The 18,142-nt window shown below is 65.0% G+C and carries 18 protein-coding genes; 5 read left to right on the top strand and 13 right to left on the bottom strand.

Annotated elements, in window-relative coordinates; genetic code table 11:
• Positions 1 to 130: 130 nt before the first annotated feature.
• Complete coding sequence (locus MWN34_RS01085) at positions 131 to 415, top strand: hypothetical protein (protein ID WP_247025778.1); 285 nt, start codon at positions 131 to 133, stop codon at positions 413 to 415.
• 89 nt (positions 416 to 504) lie between these two features.
• Complete coding sequence (gene parE, locus MWN34_RS01080; protein WP_247025777.1) at positions 505 to 2,595, top strand: DNA topoisomerase IV subunit B; 2,091 nt, start codon at positions 505 to 507, stop codon at positions 2,593 to 2,595.
• A gap of 10 nt (positions 2,596 to 2,605) precedes the next feature.
• Here parE and MWN34_RS01075 read toward each other — a convergent pair whose 3' ends face one another.
• Positions 2,606 to 3,088 (bottom strand): GreA/GreB family elongation factor, encoded by a 483-nt coding sequence (locus MWN34_RS01075; protein ID WP_247025776.1) that lies wholly within the window; start codon positions 3,086 to 3,088, stop codon positions 2,606 to 2,608.
• A 207-nt stretch (positions 3,089 to 3,295) separates the two neighbouring features.
• On the opposite strand from MWN34_RS01075, the gene MWN34_RS01070 reads away from it, so the two are divergent.
• Positions 3,296 to 4,792: a DEAD/DEAH box helicase gene (locus MWN34_RS01070; protein ID WP_247025775.1), complete on the top strand. Its 1,497-nt coding sequence runs from the start codon at positions 3,296 to 3,298 to the stop codon at positions 4,790 to 4,792.
• Between the two features lie 40 nt (positions 4,793 to 4,832).
• Here MWN34_RS01070 and MWN34_RS01065 read toward each other — a convergent pair whose 3' ends face one another.
• The 10 genes from MWN34_RS01065 to MWN34_RS01020 all read right to left on the bottom strand — a co-directional run bounded on the left by MWN34_RS01065 (position 4,833) and on the right by MWN34_RS01020 (position 13,855).
• The gene (locus MWN34_RS01065) at positions 4,833 to 5,660 is read right to left on the bottom strand and encodes a mechanosensitive ion channel family protein (protein ID WP_247025774.1); all 828 of its coding nucleotides are present in this window, start codon (positions 5,658 to 5,660) and stop codon (positions 4,833 to 4,835) included.
• 91 nt (positions 5,661 to 5,751) lie between these two features.
• On the bottom strand, positions 5,752 to 6,108 hold the full coding sequence (locus tag MWN34_RS01060) for a TfoX/Sxy family protein (protein WP_247025773.1): 357 nt from the start codon (positions 6,106 to 6,108) through the stop codon (positions 5,752 to 5,754).
• Between the two features lie 7 nt (positions 6,109 to 6,115).
• Positions 6,116 to 6,508 (bottom strand): Fe-S cluster assembly scaffold SufA, encoded by a 393-nt coding sequence (gene sufA / locus MWN34_RS01055; RefSeq protein ID WP_247025772.1) that lies wholly within the window; start codon positions 6,506 to 6,508, stop codon positions 6,116 to 6,118.
• A gap of 126 nt (positions 6,509 to 6,634) precedes the next feature.
• A complete protein-coding gene (locus tag MWN34_RS01050) occupies positions 6,635 to 7,072 on the bottom strand; it encodes a VOC family protein (protein WP_247025771.1) in 438 nt (145 codons plus the stop codon).
• Positions 7,069 to 7,440, bottom strand: a complete 372-nt coding sequence (locus MWN34_RS01045) for an SUF system Fe-S cluster assembly protein (RefSeq protein ID WP_247025770.1) — start codon at positions 7,438 to 7,440, stop codon at positions 7,069 to 7,071. Before MWN34_RS01045 ends, MWN34_RS01050 begins: the two co-directional genes overlap by 4 nt.
• Positions 7,437 to 8,684, bottom strand: a complete 1,248-nt coding sequence (locus tag MWN34_RS01040; protein WP_247025769.1) for a cysteine desulfurase — start codon at positions 8,682 to 8,684, stop codon at positions 7,437 to 7,439. The genes MWN34_RS01045 and MWN34_RS01040 overlap by 4 nt, the downstream gene beginning before the upstream one ends.
• Positions 8,685 to 8,867: 183 nt before the next feature.
• Positions 8,868 to 10,181 (bottom strand): Fe-S cluster assembly protein SufD, encoded by a 1,314-nt coding sequence (sufD, locus tag MWN34_RS01035; RefSeq protein ID WP_247025768.1) that lies wholly within the window; start codon positions 10,179 to 10,181, stop codon positions 8,868 to 8,870.
• Positions 10,182 to 10,191: 10 nt separating this feature from the next.
• Complete coding sequence (gene sufC, locus MWN34_RS01030; protein WP_247026124.1) at positions 10,192 to 10,950, bottom strand: Fe-S cluster assembly ATPase SufC; 759 nt, start codon at positions 10,948 to 10,950, stop codon at positions 10,192 to 10,194.
• Between the two features lie 127 nt (positions 10,951 to 11,077).
• The gene (gene sufB / locus MWN34_RS01025) at positions 11,078 to 12,556 is read right to left on the bottom strand and encodes a Fe-S cluster assembly protein SufB (protein WP_247025767.1); all 1,479 of its coding nucleotides are present in this window, start codon (positions 12,554 to 12,556) and stop codon (positions 11,078 to 11,080) included.
• 129 nt (positions 12,557 to 12,685) lie between these two features.
• On the bottom strand, positions 12,686 to 13,855 hold the full coding sequence (locus MWN34_RS01020; protein ID WP_247025766.1) for a cysteine desulfurase family protein: 1,170 nt from the start codon (positions 13,853 to 13,855) through the stop codon (positions 12,686 to 12,688).
• Positions 13,856 to 14,229: 374 nt separating this feature from the next.
• Here MWN34_RS01020 and MWN34_RS01015 point away from each other — a divergent pair, with 374 nt between their 5' ends.
• Complete coding sequence (locus tag MWN34_RS01015; RefSeq protein ID WP_247025765.1) at positions 14,230 to 14,904, top strand: alpha/beta hydrolase; 675 nt, start codon at positions 14,230 to 14,232, stop codon at positions 14,902 to 14,904.
• 79 nt (positions 14,905 to 14,983) lie between these two features.
• Here the strand turns inward: MWN34_RS01015 and MWN34_RS01010 are convergent, their stop codons facing one another.
• Positions 14,984 to 15,349: a hypothetical protein gene (locus tag MWN34_RS01010; RefSeq protein ID WP_247025764.1), complete on the bottom strand. Its 366-nt coding sequence runs from the start codon at positions 15,347 to 15,349 to the stop codon at positions 14,984 to 14,986.
• A 198-nt stretch (positions 15,350 to 15,547) separates the two neighbouring features.
• On the bottom strand, positions 15,548 to 16,672 hold the full coding sequence (locus tag MWN34_RS01005) for an anhydro-N-acetylmuramic acid kinase (protein WP_247026122.1): 1,125 nt from the start codon (positions 16,670 to 16,672) through the stop codon (positions 15,548 to 15,550).
• Positions 16,673 to 16,782: 110 nt separating this feature from the next.
• Between MWN34_RS01005 and tyrS the strand changes: the two genes are divergently transcribed.
• Positions 16,783 to 18,039, top strand: coding sequence for a tyrosine--tRNA ligase (tyrS, locus tag MWN34_RS01000; protein WP_247025763.1), 1,257 nt, complete (start codon positions 16,783 to 16,785; stop codon positions 18,037 to 18,039).
• Positions 18,040 to 18,142: the final 103 nt, after the last annotated feature.

Genomic DNA, 18,142 nt, shown 5'->3' with positions numbered 1-18,142 from the left:
CCCGTTGCATGTCCAACGGAAGACGACGGCCCGGCGGGAACCGCAAGGGTGGGGCGCGGTTCTTGCAGGTGGTGCCCGACCGGGACCGACACCTTTCGAAACGCGTATCCCCGCGACACAGGACCCCGCCATGATGAATCCCGCACGCTGGATGAGCCTTGGTTTTGCGATGGCACGCCTCACCGCCGAGGCGAACATGGTGATCGCGCTGCGAATGGCTCGCTTCGCCAGCGGGCATCCGGACAGCGGCATCGAGGCCACCCGCATGGTGAGCGAGAAGATGCGCGCGCTCGGCTCGGCTCAGGCCGAGCTCGCCAAGGCGGCCGCCACGGGACGGCTCGACCGCGCGGCACCTAAGGTGGTAGCGATGTATCGCCGGAAGGTCCGGGCCAACCGGAAGCGCCTTACGCGCTGATCCGTTCACGGCCTGTTCCGGTCGCGGACCATTGCTGGCATAGTGGCCCCGCTTCCCGAATCACGCCTCACGACGGACCTACCGCATTCATGTCGACCACCGACGACGATCTTTTCGGCGCCCTCCCCGAACCGAAGCCACCGGCACGGCCCGAGAGTACGCGAAAGACCGGCAAGACGGCTGCGACCGCAACGGCTGGCACCGCGCCCGGGGCGGTGTCCGCGGAGGCCGCCTATACCGCAGCCCATATCGAGGTGCTGGAAGGGCTCGAGCCGGTTCGCCGCCGCCCCGGCATGTATATCGGCGGCACGGACGAGAAGGCTCTCCACCACCTCTTCGCCGAAGTCATCGACAATGCGATGGATGAAGCCGTTGCCGGCCACGCCTCCTTCATCGATGTCGAGCTGGGCGTCGACGGCTTCATCACCGTGACCGATAACGGACGCGGCATCCCGATCGAGGAACACCCGAAATATCCCGGAAAATCGGCGCTGGAGGTCATCCTCACCACGCTTCATGCCGGAGGCAAGTTCGACAGCAAGGTCTATGAAACCTCCGGTGGCCTCCATGGCGTCGGTGCCTCGGTGGTGAACGCGCTTTCCGATCTTCTGGAAGTCGAGGTCGCCCGCGGCCAAGTGCTCTACCGCCAGACCTATGTGCGCGGCCTTCCTCGAGGACCCCTCAAGGAAGTGGGTCGCGTGCAGAACCGTCGCGGCACACGGATGCGCTTCCATCCCGACCCGCTGATCTTCGGGGAGGGCGCAGCCTTCAAGCCGGCACGGATTTTCCGCATGTCGCGCTCGAAGGCCTATCTTTTCGGCGGGGTCGAAGTGCGCTGGAGCTGCGCGCCGGCGCTGGTCGCTGGCTCGGACATCCCCGACACCGCGGTGTTCCGCTTCCCCGGCGGGCTGAAGGATTATCTCGCCGCCGACATCGAAGGGCACACGCTCGTTCACCCCGAGATCTTCGCCGGCAGGACCGCGCGAAATGGCGGGCAGAGCGTCGGCGGCCACGGCTCGGTGGAATGGGCGATCGCCTGGTTGGGCGATGCCGATGGCGGCGTCTCCTCCTATTGCAACACCATCCCGACCGCCGAGGGCGGCACCCATGAGGCCGGCTTCCGCGCCGCGCTGCTGCGCGGGTTGCGCGACCATGCCGAGCGCACCGGCAGCGCCAAGCGGGCAAGTTCCATCACCGGCGACGACATCATGGCGGGTTGCGCGGCGATGCTTTCCGTCTTCGTGCGCGAGCCGGAGTTCCAGGGCCAGACCAAGGAAAAGCTCGCGACCGCCGAGGCTTCGCGCATCGTGGAAAGCGCGATCCGCGACCCGTTCGACCATTGGCTCGGCGGCAATCCGGTGCAGGCGAACCGGCTGCTCGACTGGGTGATCGAACGTGCCGAGGAGCGGCTGCGGCGCCGGCAGGAGAAGGAGGTCTCCCGCAAAACGGCGGTGCGCAAGTTGCGCCTGCCGGGTAAGCTGGCGGACTGCTCGAACAATTCCGCGGCGGGCTCCGAACTGTTCCTCGTCGAGGGCGACTCGGCCGGTGGCTCGGCGAAGCAGGCCCGCGAACGACAGACGCAGGCCGTGCTGCCGCTGCGCGGCAAGATCCTCAACGTCGCCAATGCCGGGCGCGACAAGCTCGCCCAGAACCAGCAGCTCGCCGACCTGATGCAGGCGCTCGGCTGCGGCAGCGCCACGCACTACCGCGAGGAAGACCTGCGCTATGAGCGCGTTATCATCATGACCGACGCGGATGTGGACGGCGCCCACATTGCCTCGCTGCTGGTCACGTTCTTCTTTCGCCAGACCCCGAAACTGATCGAGAACGGCCACCTGTTCCTCGCCGTGCCGCCGCTTTATCGCATCACCCAGGGCACCAGGACGCTCTATGCACGCGACGAGGCGCATCGCGACCAGCTACTCGAAGCCGAGTTCAAAGGGCGTGGCAAGATCGAGATCGGGCGGTTCAAGGGCCTTGGCGAGATGATGCCGGCGCAGCTCAAGGAAACCACGATGAGCCCGCGCACCCGCACGCTGCTGCGCGTCACCATCGCGGAGGCCGAGCGCGCCGCCATCGCCGACACCGTGGAGCGGCTGATGGGCAACAAGCCGGAGAGCCGCTTCGCCTTCATTTCCGAGCGCGCAGCCTTCGCCGGCGAGGACATGCTTGATATCTGAAGATGTTGCGTCAGGCCGGAAGCGGTTCGGGGCGGGCGTCGATCTCCACGATCTCGGCGGTTCCGAAGGGCATGTCCACCTCGTCGCCGAGTTCCCGCCCCAGCAGCGCACGCGCCACCGGCGCGCTCCAGGCGATACGGCCGACCTTCGGATCGGCTTCGTCCTCGCCCACGATGCGGTAGGACCGCCGGCGCCCCTGCCCGTCCTCGATCGTCACAGCCATGCCGATGGTGATCTTCGCACCCTCTGCCGAGGGATCGACCGGCTCGGCACTGGCACGGCGGCTCGTCCAGTAGCGCAGATCGCGGGACACCCGGGCAATAGCGTCGCGGTCGCCGGCCCCGGTGGCCGCCGCCAGCGCCGCGCGCAGCGCTTCGATCTCGCGGTCGATCAGGGCCAGTCCGCGCCGCGTGACGAGGTTGCGCAGGGGGCTCACGGGCCGCTCGGGCAACGTCTCGGCCCCGGCATCTTCCTTCACAAAGGCACGGCTCATGTTGACGGCTCCGCTTCGCCACCGCTCGCGGAGGCGCTAAAGGCTTGACAGATGTTAAATTCGTTGACTCTGTGAGGTTTCTGCATATGTTGCGTTGCGTCGTCCGGCTGTTCCGATAGATGCGCTCCGCGCGAAGACGATGCAACCCGCCCCCGATTACGGCTCGGGGATTCGGTGAGCGGTGCGCTGCCGCAGAATTGACCTTCAATGCCCTTCAATGAACTTGGCCTGAGCGAAAAGGTCCTCTCGGCCGTTGCCGATGCGGGATACACGGAACCGACGCCGATTCAGGCCCAGGCCATTCCCCATGTGCTGACGCGCCGTGACGTTCTTGGCCTCGCACAGACTGGTACCGGAAAGACCGCCGCCTTTACCCTGCCGATGCTTACACTGCTCGAGCAGGGTCGCGCCCGCGCCCGGATGCCGCGCACCCTCATCCTTGAACCTACCCGCGAGCTCGCGGCGCAGGTCGAGGAGAACTTCGTCAAATACGGCAAGAATCACAAGTTGAACGTCGCTCTGCTGATCGGCGGCGTCTCCTTCGGCGACCAGGATTCGAAGCTGCTGCGCGGCGTGGATGTGCTGATCGCGACGCCGGGTCGCCTGCTCGACCATGTCGAGCGCGGCCGCCTGCTGTTGTCCGGCATCGAGATCCTCGTGATCGACGAAGCCGACCGCATGCTCGACATGGGCTTCATCCCGGACATCGAGCGCATCTGCAAGCTGGTGCCCTTTACCCGGCAGACACTGTTCTTCTCCGCGACCATGCCGCCGGAAATTCAGCGCCTCGTGTCGCAGTTCCTCTCCAATCCGGTGCAGGTCGAAGCCTCGCGCCCTTCCTCGACCGCCTCCACCATCACCCAGCAATTGGTGGCGAGCGGCAAGGAGGATTACGAGAAGCGTGAGACGCTGCGCGAACTGATCCGCAGCGCGGAAAATCTGCAGAACGGCATCATCTTCTGCAATCGCAAACGCGACATTGCCGTGGTGCACAAGTCGCTGCAGAAGCACGGCTTCAAGGTCGTCGCGCTGCATGGCGACATGGACCAGCGTTCGCGCATGCAGGCGCTCGATCAGTTCCGCACGGGCGAGGTCCCCCTGCTCATCGCCTCGGATGTCGCTGCCCGAGGCCTCGACATTCCCGCCGTCAGCCACGTCTTCAACTACGATACGCCGCACCACGCCGAAGACTATGTGCACCGCATCGGCCGCACCGGCCGTGCCGGTCGTGCCGGAGCGGCACTGACCATCGTGACTCCCTCAGATGTGAAGTCGCTGGCCGCCATCGAGAAACTGATCGGCAGGCCGATCGAGTGGAAGGGGCCCTCTCTCGGCGAGCTTCCTCCCCGCGAGCGGGAGGAGCGACCGGCGAGCAGCGAACGTCGCGGGGCACGCCCTGCCCGCCGCCGTGGTGGCGAGCGCGCGCCGGTCGATTCGGAAACAGAGGCTCCGGCGGCTCCCGAAGAAGCCGCTCCGGCGACCAGCCGTCGCAAGAGCGCGTCCGGCACGCGCGGCAACGCTGCTCCCAAACCCGCCAAGCCGCAGCGTCCCGACGCTGAAACGGCACCTCGTCCGGCTCATGCGCCCGTCACGCCGACCAGCGGGCGGCGTCCGGCCCCCGAGCGTCCGCGCAATGACGAGCCGGCCGATACCTCGCACCTGCCGGCCTTCCTGCTGCGCCCGGTAAAATTCAAGACCGGCTGAGGACGAGGCAGGCGCGGGAACGGATCCCGCGCCTTCGCCATCAGGCCGTGACGGACTTCTTGCGCGCAACGTCGATGATCGCCGGCTGATCCGGGTCTGCGATCGTCACGAGCCGGCTGCGCAGATAGGTGGTCAGCCTCGCCTTCACATCACCGCCATCTTCCGAGCGCGTCCAGGCCGAGACATTGATCTCGACCCGGTCGAGCAGCATCTTCGTCACCACCCCCGCCGGTGCGGGATCGGCCAATACGCGCTGGTCGGCCTTCAGGAAGGCCACCGCTTCCGCTATCAACGCCTCGCACTTGCTGTCCGCCGGTGCCTCCACCGTGAGATCGAAACGGCGCAGCGGATAGGCCGAGTTGTTGACGATGTTGGAGCCCCACACCTTGGCGTTGGGGATCAGCACCTGGACATTGGCGCCCGAGGCCATTTCGGTGGTGAACAGGGAAAGGCCCTTCACGGTGCCGGAAACACCCGCCACCTCCACGCTGTCGCCTAGCTTGAACGGACGGAACAGCAGCAGCATGACGCCTGCGGCGAGGTTCGCCAAAGTGCCCTGAAGGGCGAGGCCGATGGCCAGGGATGTCGCGCCCAGAACGGCGATGATGCTGGTTGTCTGGATGCCGAAACGCTGCAGAACCGCCACGCCCACAAACACCAGGACGGCGTAGCGTGCGATGCTGGCGAGGAAACCGGCCACCGTCGCATCCATGCGGTGCGTCACGCCGAAGGCGCGTAGCAGCCCCCGCTCCACAAGCCCCGCCAGCCACCAGCCGACGACGATCAGGCCCAGCGCATAAAGCACGTTGAGGCCGTAAAGGATGAAGAAGCTTCCCAGCCGCTCAAGTTCGAACTGATTGATATCCATTCCGTACTCCCTGCGGATGATCCGCTGGGAAGGAATAAGGGGCGCCGTGCGTGGAGGACAAGGAAGCACGGCCAAGAAAACCGGCGTGAAGCTACCGCACCCGTTCGCTGCGCCGCCGCCCATGCGCTGATGAAGCACGCGCCGCCTGCGCCACCGCGAGCGCTGCGCGGGCGAGACCCGCGACCTCCTCCGGCTCGTCCAGCGCATCCGCCGGCACCGACCAATAGCCCAGCGCGACGATGCTGCGCTTACCCTCATACGTGAAGGGCTTCGAGCCGCGCGCCTCCAGTTGGCACACCAGTTCGGCATCTGCCTTCAGGTAGAGTTCGCCACTATGGCCGAGCGCGAACATGACCCCGCCGGCATAGACGCCCACCCCGCCGAACAGGCGGCGGACCGAAACCGGACCGAAGGCGGCGAAGATGTCCTCGATCGCCTCTCGCTCCATCTTGTCCTCAGGCGCCTGCGCCGCCGTCGAGCACCTCGCACGTGGCAGGCGTGATGGCGACGGATTCGCCGCAGCCGCAGGCCGACGTCTGGTTCGGGTTGTTGAACACGAACTGGGCCGACATCTTGTCGGTCTTGAAGTCCATTTCGGTGCCGAGGAGATAGAGGATCGCCTTGGGGTCGATCAGAACCTTCACACCCTTGTCCTCGAGGATCTCGTCGAAACGCCCCGGCTCTTCGGCGAATTCCATCGTGTATTCCATGCCGGCACAGCCACCGTTCTTCACCCCGACCCGCAGGCCGAAAACAGGCGTCTCCGAGCGCTCGATGATGGAGCGCACGCGGGCGGCCGCGGCATCGGTCAGGCTCATCACGGGCGGGCGGGAACGCTGGACGGTCATCTGTTCTCTCCAATCGGCGCCGGTTCAAGGCCAGCGGATCAGGCTGAAAGGTGAAAATGGGCGAGGCGACGCGCTTCGGCAAGAGGCTTCACCGGATGCCAGACCTGCACACCGGGATGATCCGGCTTAGGAATTGGCCCAGAGTCCCGGCGTCGCGAGTTCGACGAGGTGGCCGTCAGGGTCGCGAAAATAGAGGCTCACGGCACCGCCCTTCCACGTCACCCGGCTCTCGATCGCGACCTCATGGGAGGCAAGATGCGCGATCCATGGTTCCACCATGTCTGCCGGAATGCCGAGAGCGTAATGCAGAGGGCCCTGGCCGTCATGGGGCGGGATGGTTCCACCCGGCAGCACGACCCGCTCCAACGTCGCACCGCGCAGGAACAGCAGCAGCACACTGGAAGGACCCGCGTCATAGGCGCAGAAGCGCCCGTCCGCCACCATTGGCCTCAGGCCCAGCACGTTCTCGTAGAAAATACGGGCACGCGGCAGATCCTCGACATAAAGGCCGGTCTCCAGAACTCCGGAGAGCGGCGGAAACACGCCCTCCACCACGTCGCTCACCACAGATTGAGGGTGAGACGCGCTTCCTCCGACATCCGACCCTGATCCCATGGCGGGTCGAAGGTGAGATTGACGGCGACACCGGAGACCCCGCCGACGCTGGCGACAGCGCCCTCCACCATGCCGGGAAGCTCCGCGGCCGAGGGGCAGTTCGGCGTGGTCAGCGTCATTTCGACGGCCACCTGCCGGTCGTCGGCAATGTCGACCTTGTAGATGAGGCCGAGCTCATAGATGTCGACCGGGATTTCCGGGTCGTAGACGGTCTTTAGCGCCGCCACGATGTCGTCCGTCAGCCGCTCGAGTTCCTCCGCCGGAATCGAGGATTCGATCGCGGGCGCGTTCGGGGAATCAGTGTCGATCTCGCTCATGCGAACAGATCCTGAGCTTTCACGAGGGCATCGGCCAGCCGGTCGACTTCCTCATGCGTGTTGTAAAGGGCGAACGACGCCCGGCACGTCGCTGTAACCCCATATCGCCCGAGAAGCGGCATCGCGCAATGGGTGCCGGCGCGAACGGCAATTCCGGCGCGGTCTATCACCGTCGCGATGTCGTGGGGATGCGCGTCCTTCATGTCGAAGGCGATGATCGCACCCTTACCCGGCGCATCGCCATAGATGCGCAGCGAATTGATGCGGGAGAGCCGCTCCTTTGCATAGGCACCCAGCGAGGCCTCATGAGCGGAAATGCGCTCGCGACCGATGCTCTCGATATAGGCAAGCGCCTCCCCAAGGCCGATTGCCTGCACGATCGGCGGAGTGCCGGCTTCAAAGCGATGCGGGGGCTCGCCATAGGTGACGCCGTCCTCGGTGACGGTGCGGATCATCTCGCCGCCGCCTTCATAAGGTGGCATGGCCCGCAGCAGGTCCAGCTTGCCGTAGAGCAGGCCGATGCCGGTCGGCCCGTAGAGCTTGTGGCCGGTGATGCCGTAGAAATCCACATCGAGATCGCGCACGTCGACCGGCATGTGCACCGCCGCCTGCGCGCCATCGGCCACCACCAGCGCACCCGCCTCATGGGCGAGGCGGGCGATCTCCTTGAGCGGAGTCACGGTGCCGAGCACGTTCGACATGTGGGTGACTGCGACGATACGTGTGCGCTCGGACAGCAGGCCGCGATAGGCCTCCATGTCGAACGCGCCGTCCTCGGTCACCGGCACCCAGCGGATCACCGCACCCTTGCGCTCGCGCAGGTAGTTCCAGGGCACGATGTTGGAGTGGTGCTCCATGATCGAAAGGATGATCTCGTCACCCTCGCGGATCGACTGGCCGAGCGAGGACGCCACGAGATTGAGCGCGCCGGTCACGGAGCGGGTGAAGATCACCTCGTCGAGGCTCGCCGCATTGAGGAAAGCGCGGCAACGCTCCCGGGCCTCCTCATAGGCTTCGGTCATCGCATTGGCGAGGAAGTGCAGGCCACGATGAACATTGGAATATTCGTTCTCGTAGGCGTAGCGCATCCGGTCCAGCACCTGTACCGGCTTCTGTGCCGAGGCGCCATTGTCGAGATAGACCAACGGCTTGCCGTAGACCTGCTTGGCGAGGATGGGGAAATCCTCGCGCACGCGGGCGACGTCGTAAGAACCGTCAGAAACGGCAGGATGAAGCTTGACCATGTCTCGCCCCTCCAGAGGGCGCATCCCGGGACCGGATGCATGGCCGCGCCGGGATCGTGCGGGGCTTCGGCTTCCCTTGCGGGTGGCTGGCCCTCATCGGCGAACGATCCCGGATCGCGACGATGCCGCGTCCGGGATAACGATCTTGAAGGCGGCGGGACAGCCGCCTTCGGCAGCCCTGGATCAGGCCCGGGCCTTCAGCCAGGCTTCCGCCTGCTCGATGAGCGCATCGCGCACGCCGTCATGCTCGACGGTCTCGATGGCTTCACCGACGAAGGCCTGCACCAGCAGGCTCTGCGCTTCTTTCAGCGGAATGCCGCGAGCCTGCAGATAGAACAACAGATCCTCATCGATTGCGCCGCAGGTGGCGCCATGGCCGCACTGCACGTCGTCGGCGAAGATCTCGAGCTCGGGCTTGTTGTCCATCTCGGCATTGTCGCCAAGGACGAGGGCGCGGCTCATCATCCGGCCATCGGTCTTCTGCGCCGCCTGCCGGACCACGATCTTGCCCTGGAACACGCCCCGGCTGGAATCGTCCAGAACGTGCTTGAACAGTTCACGGCTCTCGCAGCCGGGCACCTGATGATCGACGAAGAGCGTCGTGTCGTTGTGCTGGCGACCCTTGAGCAGCACCGCGCCGTTGAAGGCGACATGGCTGTCGTCGCCGATGAGGTTGCCATAGAGCGAGGTCCGAGCCACGGCAGCACCGCTGGTGAAGACGAAGTCATGAACCTGAGCCTCGCGGCCGACCTCGAACAGCACGGTCGACAGGTTCACTGCCGCATCGCCCTGAACCTGTATGCGGACCACGTCGAGATGAGCGCGATCACCGACATAGTGCTCAGTCGCGGCATTGGCCTGATAGGCGATGCCGGCCGGCCCCTCGAACGTCTCCACCACCGTGGCATGGGCCTCGTCGCCCACCACCACCAGCGAGCGCGCATAGCTCGCTGCCGGGGCATCGCCCACGAAGACATGGGCGATATGGATCGGGCGCTCGATCTGAGCGCCTGCCGCCACCTCGATCACCACACCGTCTCCCGCCAGTGCGGTGTTCAGCGCCAGCGCCGCGTCGTAGCGGCTGGGGGAGAGACCGGCCAGGCGGCTCAGGACGTCGCGGCCCTTCGCGATCGCATCCGCGAGGGTTACGACGCTCAACCCCTCTTCCAACCCATCGAGATCGGAGAGCTCGCGTACCACCGCGCCATTGGCGACGACGATCCGGCGCACGGCCGCGCCGGCCAGCAGCTTTGCCGCAGCATCGGCCTGGGCGACGCCGGCAGGCCCCGCGACCGGCACCGCCTCGCGCAGGATGGTGCGCAGATCGGTGTATTTCCACTCCTCGATCCGGCGATGCGGCAGGCCATGCTCGTTGAAGCTGCGGGCCGCCGAACGGCGCAGGTCGGAAAGGCGGCCGGAACCGGCCGGAATCTGCTCGAGCGCGGCGCTCAGCGCCTGCTCGGCCGGCGTCCGCATGGGACGGATATCAGCGCTCATCGACCGATCCTCACGCCGCGTCCTGCTGGTACTCGGCATAGCCGTTCGCTTCCAGCTCCAGCGCCAACTCCTTGCCGCCGGACCGTACGATGCGGCCCTTGTTCATCACATGCACGAAGTCCGGCACGATGTGGTTCAGCAGGCGCTGGTAGTGGGTGATGACGATCATGCCGCGATCCGGCGAGCGCAGGGCGTTGACGCCCTCGGACACCACCTTGAGCGCGTCGATGTCGAGGCCGGAATCGGTCTCGTCGAGGATGCAGAGCTTCGGCTCCAGAATGGCCATCTGGAGGATTTCCATCCGCTTCTTCTCACCGCCCGAGAAGCCGACATTGACGCCACGCCTCAGCATGTCCTGCGAGATGCCGAGCGCGCCGGCCTTGTCCTTCACCAGGCGAAGGAAGTCCGGCGTGGAGATTTCTTCCTCGCCGCGGGTGCGGCGCTGCGCGTTGAGCGCGGCGCGCAGGAAGGTCATGGTGGCGACGCCAGGGACCTCGATCGGGTACTGGAAGGCGAGGAACACACCCTTCGCGGCGCGCTCGTCGATCTCCATTTCCAGCAGGTCTTCACCGTCGAGCGTCACGGAACCGTCGGTGACCTCGTAATCCTCCTTGCCGGCAAGAATATAGGACAGCGTCGACTTGCCCGAGCCGTTCGGTCCCATGATGGCGTGAACCTCGCCGGGGTTCACAGTGAGGGAGAGCCCCTTGAGGATCTCGCGCCCCTCGTCGCCTTCGATCTTGGCGTGAAGATTGTCGATTTCGAGCATGGCCATGGTCATCTGGTCCGTTCTGGAGCGCGGCGTTCCGGCATTCAAGGGAACAGGCGGCGCGCTGGAATGCGAAGGAAACGACCCGGAGCGGTCGGAGCCGTCCGGGATGAGACTGGAAGGAGCGTCAGCCCACCGAGCCTTCGAGGCTCACCGAGATGAGCTTCTGCGCCTCGACGGCGAATTCCATCGGAAGCTGCTGGAGCACGTCCTTAACGAATCCGTTGACGATCAGAGCGGTGGCTTCCTCGTCGGAAAGACCGCGCTGCCGGCAATAGAACATCTGGTCCTCGGAAATCTTCGAGGTCGTGGCTTCATGCTCGAACTGGGCGCTCGAATTCTTGCTCTCGATATAGGGTACGGTGTGCGCCCCGCACTTGTCGCCGATGAGAAGACTGTCGCAATTGGTGAAATTGCGCGCGCCGGTCGCCTTGCGGTGCGCCGATACAAGGCCGCGATAGGTATTGTCGGAATGACCCGCCGCGATGCCCTTCGCGATGATCCGGCTGGTCGTGTTCCTGCCGAGGTGGATCATCTTGGTGCCGCTGTCGACCTGCTGGTAGCCGTTCGAAATCGCGATCGAGTAGAACTCGCCGCGGCTTTCGTCGCCACGCAGGATGCAGCTCGGATATTTCCAGGTGATCGCGGAGCCGGTCTCGACCTGCGTCCAGGAAATCTTGGAACGGTCGCCACGGCAATCGCCACGCTTGGTGACGAAATTGAAGATGCCGCCCTTGCCGTCCTTGTCGCCCGGATACCAGTTCTGGACAGTGGAGTACTTGATCTCGGCATCGGCCAGCGCGACCAGTTCCACCACCGCGGCGTGGAGTTGGTTCTCGTCGCGCATCGGCGCGGTGCAGCCTTCGAGATAGCTCACATAAGCCCCCTCGTCGGCGATGATGAGGGTACGCTCGAACTGCCCGGTGTTCCGCTCATTGATACGGAAATAGGTCGACAGCTCCATCGGGCAGCGCACGCCCTTCGGCACATAGACGAAGGAACCGTCGGAGAACACGGCCGAATTGAGCGTGGCGAAGAAATTGTCGGTCACCGGGACGACGGAGCCCAGATATTTCTTTACGAGTTCGGGATATTCCCGCACCGCTTCCGAGATCGGCATGAAGATGACGCCGGCCTTGGCGAGCTCTTCCTTGAAGGTGGTCGCCACCGAAACGGAATCGAACACCGCATCCACAGCGACCTTGGAGCCGCCGGTCGATTCAATGCCAAGCAGCGCATCGCGCTCACGCAGCGGGATGCCGAGCTTCTCATAGGTGGCGAGGATTTCCGGGTCGATGTCGTCGATCGACTTCGGCCCCTCCTTCGCCTTCGGCGCGGCGTAGTAATAGAGGTCCTGATAGTCGATGCGCGGATAGCTCACACGCGCCCACTCCGGCTCCTGCATGGTCTGCCACCGGCGGAAGGCGTCAAGGCGCCACTCCAGCAGCCATTCCGGCTCGCCCTTCTTTGCCGAGATGAAGCGGACGGTCTCCTCGGTGAGACCCTTTGCGGCTTTCTCCGATTCGATATCGGTGAAGAACCCGTACTTGTACTGATCGACGTCGATGGAGCGGACCTGCTCCACTGTCTCCTGTACGGCCGGCATCGTCATTCTCCTTTCCCGCACGGGGTCAAGGCCCGCGGGTCAAGTCCAATCAAAAGGCACGTCCCAAAACGGCACGTCGTCCAAAGGCAGTCTTCCAAGGCACGTCAGCCGCCGGAGCGGCACAGTCCATCAGGCCGCACGGGCGCGGCGCATGAGACCCGGCAACACCCGGCGAAAAGCGCCGAGGGCCCGGTCCACATCCTCTTCCCCGCTCGACCAGCCGAAGGACAACCTTATGGCAGAGCGGGCGATCCGCTCCGGCACCCCCATGGCCGCCAGAACATGCGAAGGCCCGACCTTGCCCGACGAGCAGGCCGCCCCCGCACTTACCGCGACACCGGCGAGATCGAGCGCGATCACGAAGGTTTCCGCCGTCACGCCCGGAAGCGCGAGGCACGAGGTGTTCGGCAGCCGGTCGACATCGCCAACCAGCAGCACGAGTTCAGGAAACTCGCACCTTAGAGCCGTTTCGAGTCGATCGCGCAAGACCGCGATGCGCTCGACGTCCACGGCAAGATCGCGCCGGGCGGCCGCGGCTGCGGCACCGAAGGCGACGATGGCCGGCACGTTTTCACTCCCGGCCCGCCGTCCACGCTCCTGCGCGCCGCCCGCGAAGATCGGGGCGGGACGAAGATCGGGTTCGACCGCCACCAGCGCACCGGCACCCGGAGCCCCGCCGATCTTGTGGGCGGACATGGACAGAAGATCCACGCCCAGCGCCTTCGCATCGATGGCGATTCGGCCGGCGGCCTGCACGGCATCGGTGTGCACCATCGCTCCGTGAAGATGGGCACGGCGGGCGACGTCGGCAACCGGCTGGATGACGCCCGTCTCATTATTGGCCAGCATGAGTGACACCAACGCGCGACGGCCCTCCCCCGCATGACGCGCCAGCGCCTCGTGGAGCGCATCCACGTCCAGTCGCCCACGCGGATCGACGGGCAGAATCTCGACCCGGTCCGCCGGAAAACGATGACCGCGCAGCACACCGGCATGCTCGACCGCGCTGGTCAGCAGCACGTCGCAGCGGATCTGCTCGCTGCCGCGCTGATAGTCCGGCGTCAGGGCCAGTGCATCGGCCTCCGTCCCGCAGGAGGTGAAGATCACGCCCCGCGGGTCGACTCCCACCAGTGCCCCGACCTCGGTCCGTGCAGCCTCGATGCGGGCCCGCGCCGAGCGCCCTTCGCCATGAATGGACGAGCCGTTGCCGGCGGCGCCCAGTGCCTCCAGCAACGCATGTGACGCTTCGGGACGCACCGGTGCAGTGGCGTTGTGGTCGAGATAGGTTCGTTCGCTCATGGGTTCGAGGTTGGCTCGTCGTTTAAGGGCGGATCGGCTGGCCTTGCGGAAGGCGAATACCTATATAGGCATTCGCTTGCGAGCTTTCCTGCACAAGCATCTTGCATGCTTGCCAAAACAGCCCATCTCCTGCATAGGTTGGCTTCCGCCATCTCCGTCTGCCGTTGCAAAAATGACTTCCTGCAACCTGACGTAGAAAATTAGAATTATTCTAAATAATTTAGTGGCAAGACCTTCTGCCGTCAAGGCAATGTGCAGACTGGCGAAACTGTCCCGCAGGCGCCTGTCCGCGTCATGGCTCCGGCCAGAGGCCGCCACCATCGAGGCCTGCGAAGGTCATCACAGAAGGCCATCGAGCCCCAAGGTCCGACTCCATGCCTGAGGTCATCTTTACCGGTGAGAAGGGGCGGCTTGAAGGCCGTTACCAGCCCGCCAAGACGCGCAACGCACCCATCGCGATCATCCTGCATCCGCATCCGCAATTCGGCGGCACGATGAACAATCCGGTAGTGTACAATCTGTACTACCAGTTCGTGAACCGCGGCTTCTCCACTCTGCGTTTCAATTTTCGCGGCGTCGGCCGCAGCCAAGGCTCGTTCGACCATGGCCAGGGCGAACTTGCCGACGCAGCCGCGGCGCTGGACTGGGCGCAGTCGATCAATCCGGATGCGCGGGCCTGCTGGATCGCCGGCTTTTCGTTTGGCGCGTGGATCGGCATGCAGTTGCTGATGCGCCGGCCCGAGGTGGAGGGCTTCATCTCCATCGCCGCGCCAGCCAACCTTTATGACTTCTCATTCCTCGCCCCCTGCCCCTCTTCCGGCCTTTTCGTGCATGGCGACAAGGATGCGGTCGTGCCTTTCTCGGCCGTCACCGGGCTGGTGGAAAAACTGAAGACCCAGAAGGGCATCATCATCGAGCAGCAGACGGTGCCGGGCGCGAACCACTTCTTCGACGGCAGGACCGACGAGCTGATGGAAGTCGTCGGCACCTATCTCGACAAGCGCCTGCCGGGCACGCGCAAGAAGGACAGCAAGGAAAGCGCGGCCTGAAGGGTCGCTTTCCTGAAGAAAAAGCCCGGCACGAGGCCCTCGTGCCGGGCTTTTCATTTGGCAGGAGCGCGATCGCGGATCAGTTGAACGCAACGCGCTCCGGATTGTCGATCGACAGGCTCTCGCCATGGCGGCTGAACTGAATGACACTGGCCTGCGTGCCGTCCGCGCCGGGAACGGAGAAGCTTACCGCCTGCTCCGGCTGCAGCGTGGCCAGAACGCGAACGGGCGCGCCCCCGCCGACGCTGAGCGTGGCGACGACGTGGAAGCCGTCGGGCTCCTGGGTGTAATAGGCGACGCCGTTGACATAGCCCATATTGATGATGTGGGCCGTCGCGGGACGCAGCGGCATATCCTTTTCACGGGCACTGACGGGCGCAATGGCGGCTGCGCCGATAAGGCCGACGACGACGGCAGGGACGATTACGCCAAAAAGACTGCGCATCTGAGTTTGCTCCTAGTCGGTTCTGTCCAGACCTATTGATTGATCGGCGTGGCCTGGCGAGCCGGGGATCCGGGAGCCCTTTTTATACGCCATCCATTGTGCGCTGCATCATACAATTTTGCATTGCATCAATGCACTTCAGGAATGCTTCGGACATTAATCTTTTGTATTCAGTATCTCTGAATTAACCCTTCAGCATTACGGCAACGATCCGATCAGTATGCCGCCGGTGAGCGGCTTGGGCGCACCCGTCGTGCCCGGAAAGCTGATCGGCAATCCCCGGGCCCGCCTCAACGCGAGGAAGGCGAAGGCCTGTGCCTCCAATGCGTCGCCATCCCAGCCCAGGGCGTCGGCACGCTCGACCGCAAGCCCGGTCCGCTCGCCGATCATGCGCAGCAAGGTCGCATTGTGAGCGCCGCCGCCTGCGACGATGAGGCCTTGCGGATGGCGCGGGAGAAGCGGCAGAACCGCCGCGACGCAGGCCGCCGTGAGCGCCGTCAGCGTCGCGGCGCCGTCCTCTGTGGTCATCGCGTCGAGCCCGCCCCGCTGGGTGACCCAATCGCGAAAATCGTTCCGGTCCAGCGACTTCGGCAGTGGAAGCCGGAAGAAAGGGTGCGCCATCAGCAGCGCGAGGACGACCTCATCCACCCGCCCGGCGGCGGCCATACGGCCGCCGGCGTCATAGGCTGCGCCGGTACGCGACATCACGAAATCGTCGATCAGGGCATTGGCGGGACCAGTGTCGCAGGCCGCCGGTTCGCCCGCACCGTCGATGAAAGTGATGTTCGCCACCCCGCCGAGATTGAGCACGAGCACCGGTTGGGGCCGGGCGACGCCTGCCAGCAGCGCACGATGATAGACTGGGACGAGGGGTGCACCCTGCCCGCCCGCCGCGACATCGGCGGCGCGAAGGTCATAAACCAGAGCCCGGGGTGCGAAGGGACTGCGCTGCATCGCAGCAAAGAGTCCCGCCCCGTCGCCGATCTGCACGGTTAGGTGCTGTTCCGGGCGATGCAGCACCGTCTGGCCGTGGAAGCCGACCATATCGACGGGCCGCTGGACCATGCCGAGAAAGTCTAGCAGCGCGTCGGCATGGCGGCCGGTGATCCGAGCTTCCGCCTCGCCGAGACAGCCCGGCCTCTCTTTCCGCCTCTGCACCGTCCTGGCATCCTTGAGGGCCCGAAAGAAAAGCGCACGATCTGCGTCCGAATAGGGATAGGAACGGGACGGGCCGAACGCCGCGACGCGCTCGCCATCCGTCTCGATCAGCGCGACGTCGATACCGTCCAGCGATGTGCCGCTCATCAGTCCCACAGCGGTCATCATCGGCCATGCATCCGCCATCGACATGCCATCCCCCGGGTGCGTTCGTGCCGTGAAGCTGTTACTAGACCCGCCGGCATCACCATTGCGTTTATGTCCGCAGGCTTCACATGACCACATACCGCTCCGATTTCCTCCACACGCTCCATGAGCGCGGCTACATCCACCAGGTTTCCGACGAGGCGGGCCTCGACGACCTGTTCGCCAGGGAAACGGTGACGGCCTATATCGGCTTCGACCCTACCGCTCCCTCGCTCCATGCCGGCGGCCTCATCCAGATCATGCTGCTGCACTGGCTGCAGAAGACCGGGCATCGCCCGATCTCGCTCATGGGAGGCGGCACTGGCATGGTGGGCGATCCGTCCTTCAAGGACGAGGCCCGGCAGCTCATGACCGTCGACACGATCGAGGCCAATATTTCCTCGATCAAGCGCGTCTTTGCCAACTATCTCGCCTATGGCGAGGGCAAGAGCGATGCCCTCATGATCAACAATGCCAAGTGGTTGCGAGAGCTCAACTATCTGGAATTCCTGCGCGATGTCGGCCGGCACTTCTCGGTCAACCGCATGCTGTCCTTCGACAGCGTGAAGACGCGGTTGGATCGCGAGCAGTCGCTGTCCTTCCTCGAATTCAACTACATGATCCTGCAGGCCTACGACTTCGTCGAGCTGAACAAGCGGTACGATGTGCGGTTGCAGATGGGCGGTTCCGACCAGTGGGGCAACATCATCAACGGCATCGACCTCGGCCATCGCATGGGCACGCCGCAGCTCTATGCCCTAACCTCGCCGCTGCTCACCACGGCGTCGGGCGCCAAGATGGGCAAGTCGGTGAACGGGGCGGTGTGGCTGAACCCGGATATGCTGGGCCCTTACGAATTCTGGCAGTACTGGCGCAACGTCGAGGATGCCGACGTCGGCCGATTCCTCAAGCTTTACACGACCTTGCCGATGGACGAGATCGCCCGGCTGTCGGCTGTCGGCGGCTCGGAGATCAACGACGTCAAGAAGATCTTCGCCACCGAGGTGACCGCCATGCTGCACGGTCGCGCAGCGGCGGAGGCGGCGGCCGAGGCGGCGCGGCGGACCTTCGAGGAAGGCGGCATCTCCGCCGATCTGCCGACCGTCGAGGTGCCGGCGGCCGAGCTGGAAGCCGGAATCGGCGTGCTTGCGGCCTTTGCCGAGAAGGCGGGTCTCGTCGCCTCCAATGGCGAAGCGCGGCGGCAGGTGAAGGGCGGCGGGCTCAAGGTCAACGACGCGACCGTGACCGATGAGAAGGCCGTCATCACCGGCCGCGACCTCAGTGCCGAAGGCGTCGTGAAGCTCTCGCTCGGCAAGAAGAAGCATGTGCTGCTGAAGGCGGTCTGATCAGTGCAGTCAGGTGGACGATGAGTCCAGTGAGACGCGCGAAGGCCCCCGCCGCGCGTCTCACCCCTGACACGGGTATCCATCACGAAAATCGATCGGTCGC

It is taken from the genome of Ancylobacter crimeensis, from assembly GCF_023016805.1.
Classification (GTDB): Bacteria; Pseudomonadota; Alphaproteobacteria; order Rhizobiales; family Xanthobacteraceae; genus Ancylobacter; species Ancylobacter crimeensis.
Note: the sequence above shows the minus strand (reverse complement) of the source record. Positions and strands in the feature narration are given on the sequence as shown.

Coding starts and splice junctions, on each gene's coding strand:
- MWN34_RS01085 (WP_247025778.1), top strand. CDS start 131: ATGATGAATCCCGCACGCTGGATGAGCCTTGGTTTTGCGATGGCACGC.
- sufA (WP_247025772.1), bottom strand. CDS start 6,508: ATGACCGTCCAGCGTTCCCGCCCGCCCGTGATGAGCCTGACCGATGCC.
- MWN34_RS01060 (WP_247025773.1), bottom strand. CDS start 6,108: ATGGAGCGAGAGGCGATCGAGGACATCTTCGCCGCCTTCGGTCCGGTT.
- MWN34_RS01065 (WP_247025774.1), bottom strand. CDS start 5,660: ATGGATATCAATCAGTTCGAACTTGAGCGGCTGGGAAGCTTCTTCATC.
- MWN34_RS01040 (WP_247025769.1), bottom strand. CDS start 8,684: ATGGTCAAGCTTCATCCTGCCGTTTCTGACGGTTCTTACGACGTCGCC.
- MWN34_RS01045 (WP_247025770.1), bottom strand. CDS start 7,440: ATGAGCGAGATCGACACTGATTCCCCGAACGCGCCCGCGATCGAATCC.
- MWN34_RS01075 (WP_247025776.1), bottom strand. CDS start 3,088: ATGAGCCGTGCCTTTGTGAAGGAAGATGCCGGGGCCGAGACGTTGCCC.
- tyrS (WP_247025763.1), top strand. CDS start 16,783: ATGACCACATACCGCTCCGATTTCCTCCACACGCTCCATGAGCGCGGC.
- MWN34_RS01020 (WP_247025766.1), bottom strand. CDS start 13,855: ATGAGCGAACGAACCTATCTCGACCACAACGCCACTGCACCGGTGCGT.
- parE (WP_247025777.1), top strand. CDS start 505: ATGTCGACCACCGACGACGATCTTTTCGGCGCCCTCCCCGAACCGAAG.
- sufD (WP_247025768.1), bottom strand. CDS start 10,181: ATGAGCGCTGATATCCGTCCCATGCGGACGCCGGCCGAGCAGGCGCTG.
- MWN34_RS01005 (WP_247026122.1), bottom strand. CDS start 16,672: ATGACCGCTGTGGGACTGATGAGCGGCACATCGCTGGACGGTATCGAC.
- sufC (WP_247026124.1), bottom strand. CDS start 10,950: ATGCTCGAAATCGACAATCTTCACGCCAAGATCGAAGGCGACGAGGGG.
- MWN34_RS01070 (WP_247025775.1), top strand. CDS start 3,296: ATGCCCTTCAATGAACTTGGCCTGAGCGAAAAGGTCCTCTCGGCCGTT.
- MWN34_RS01015 (WP_247025765.1), top strand. CDS start 14,230: ATGCCTGAGGTCATCTTTACCGGTGAGAAGGGGCGGCTTGAAGGCCGT.
- sufB (WP_247025767.1), bottom strand. CDS start 12,556: ATGCCGGCCGTACAGGAGACAGTGGAGCAGGTCCGCTCCATCGACGTC.
- MWN34_RS01010 (WP_247025764.1), bottom strand. CDS start 15,349: ATGCGCAGTCTTTTTGGCGTAATCGTCCCTGCCGTCGTCGTCGGCCTT.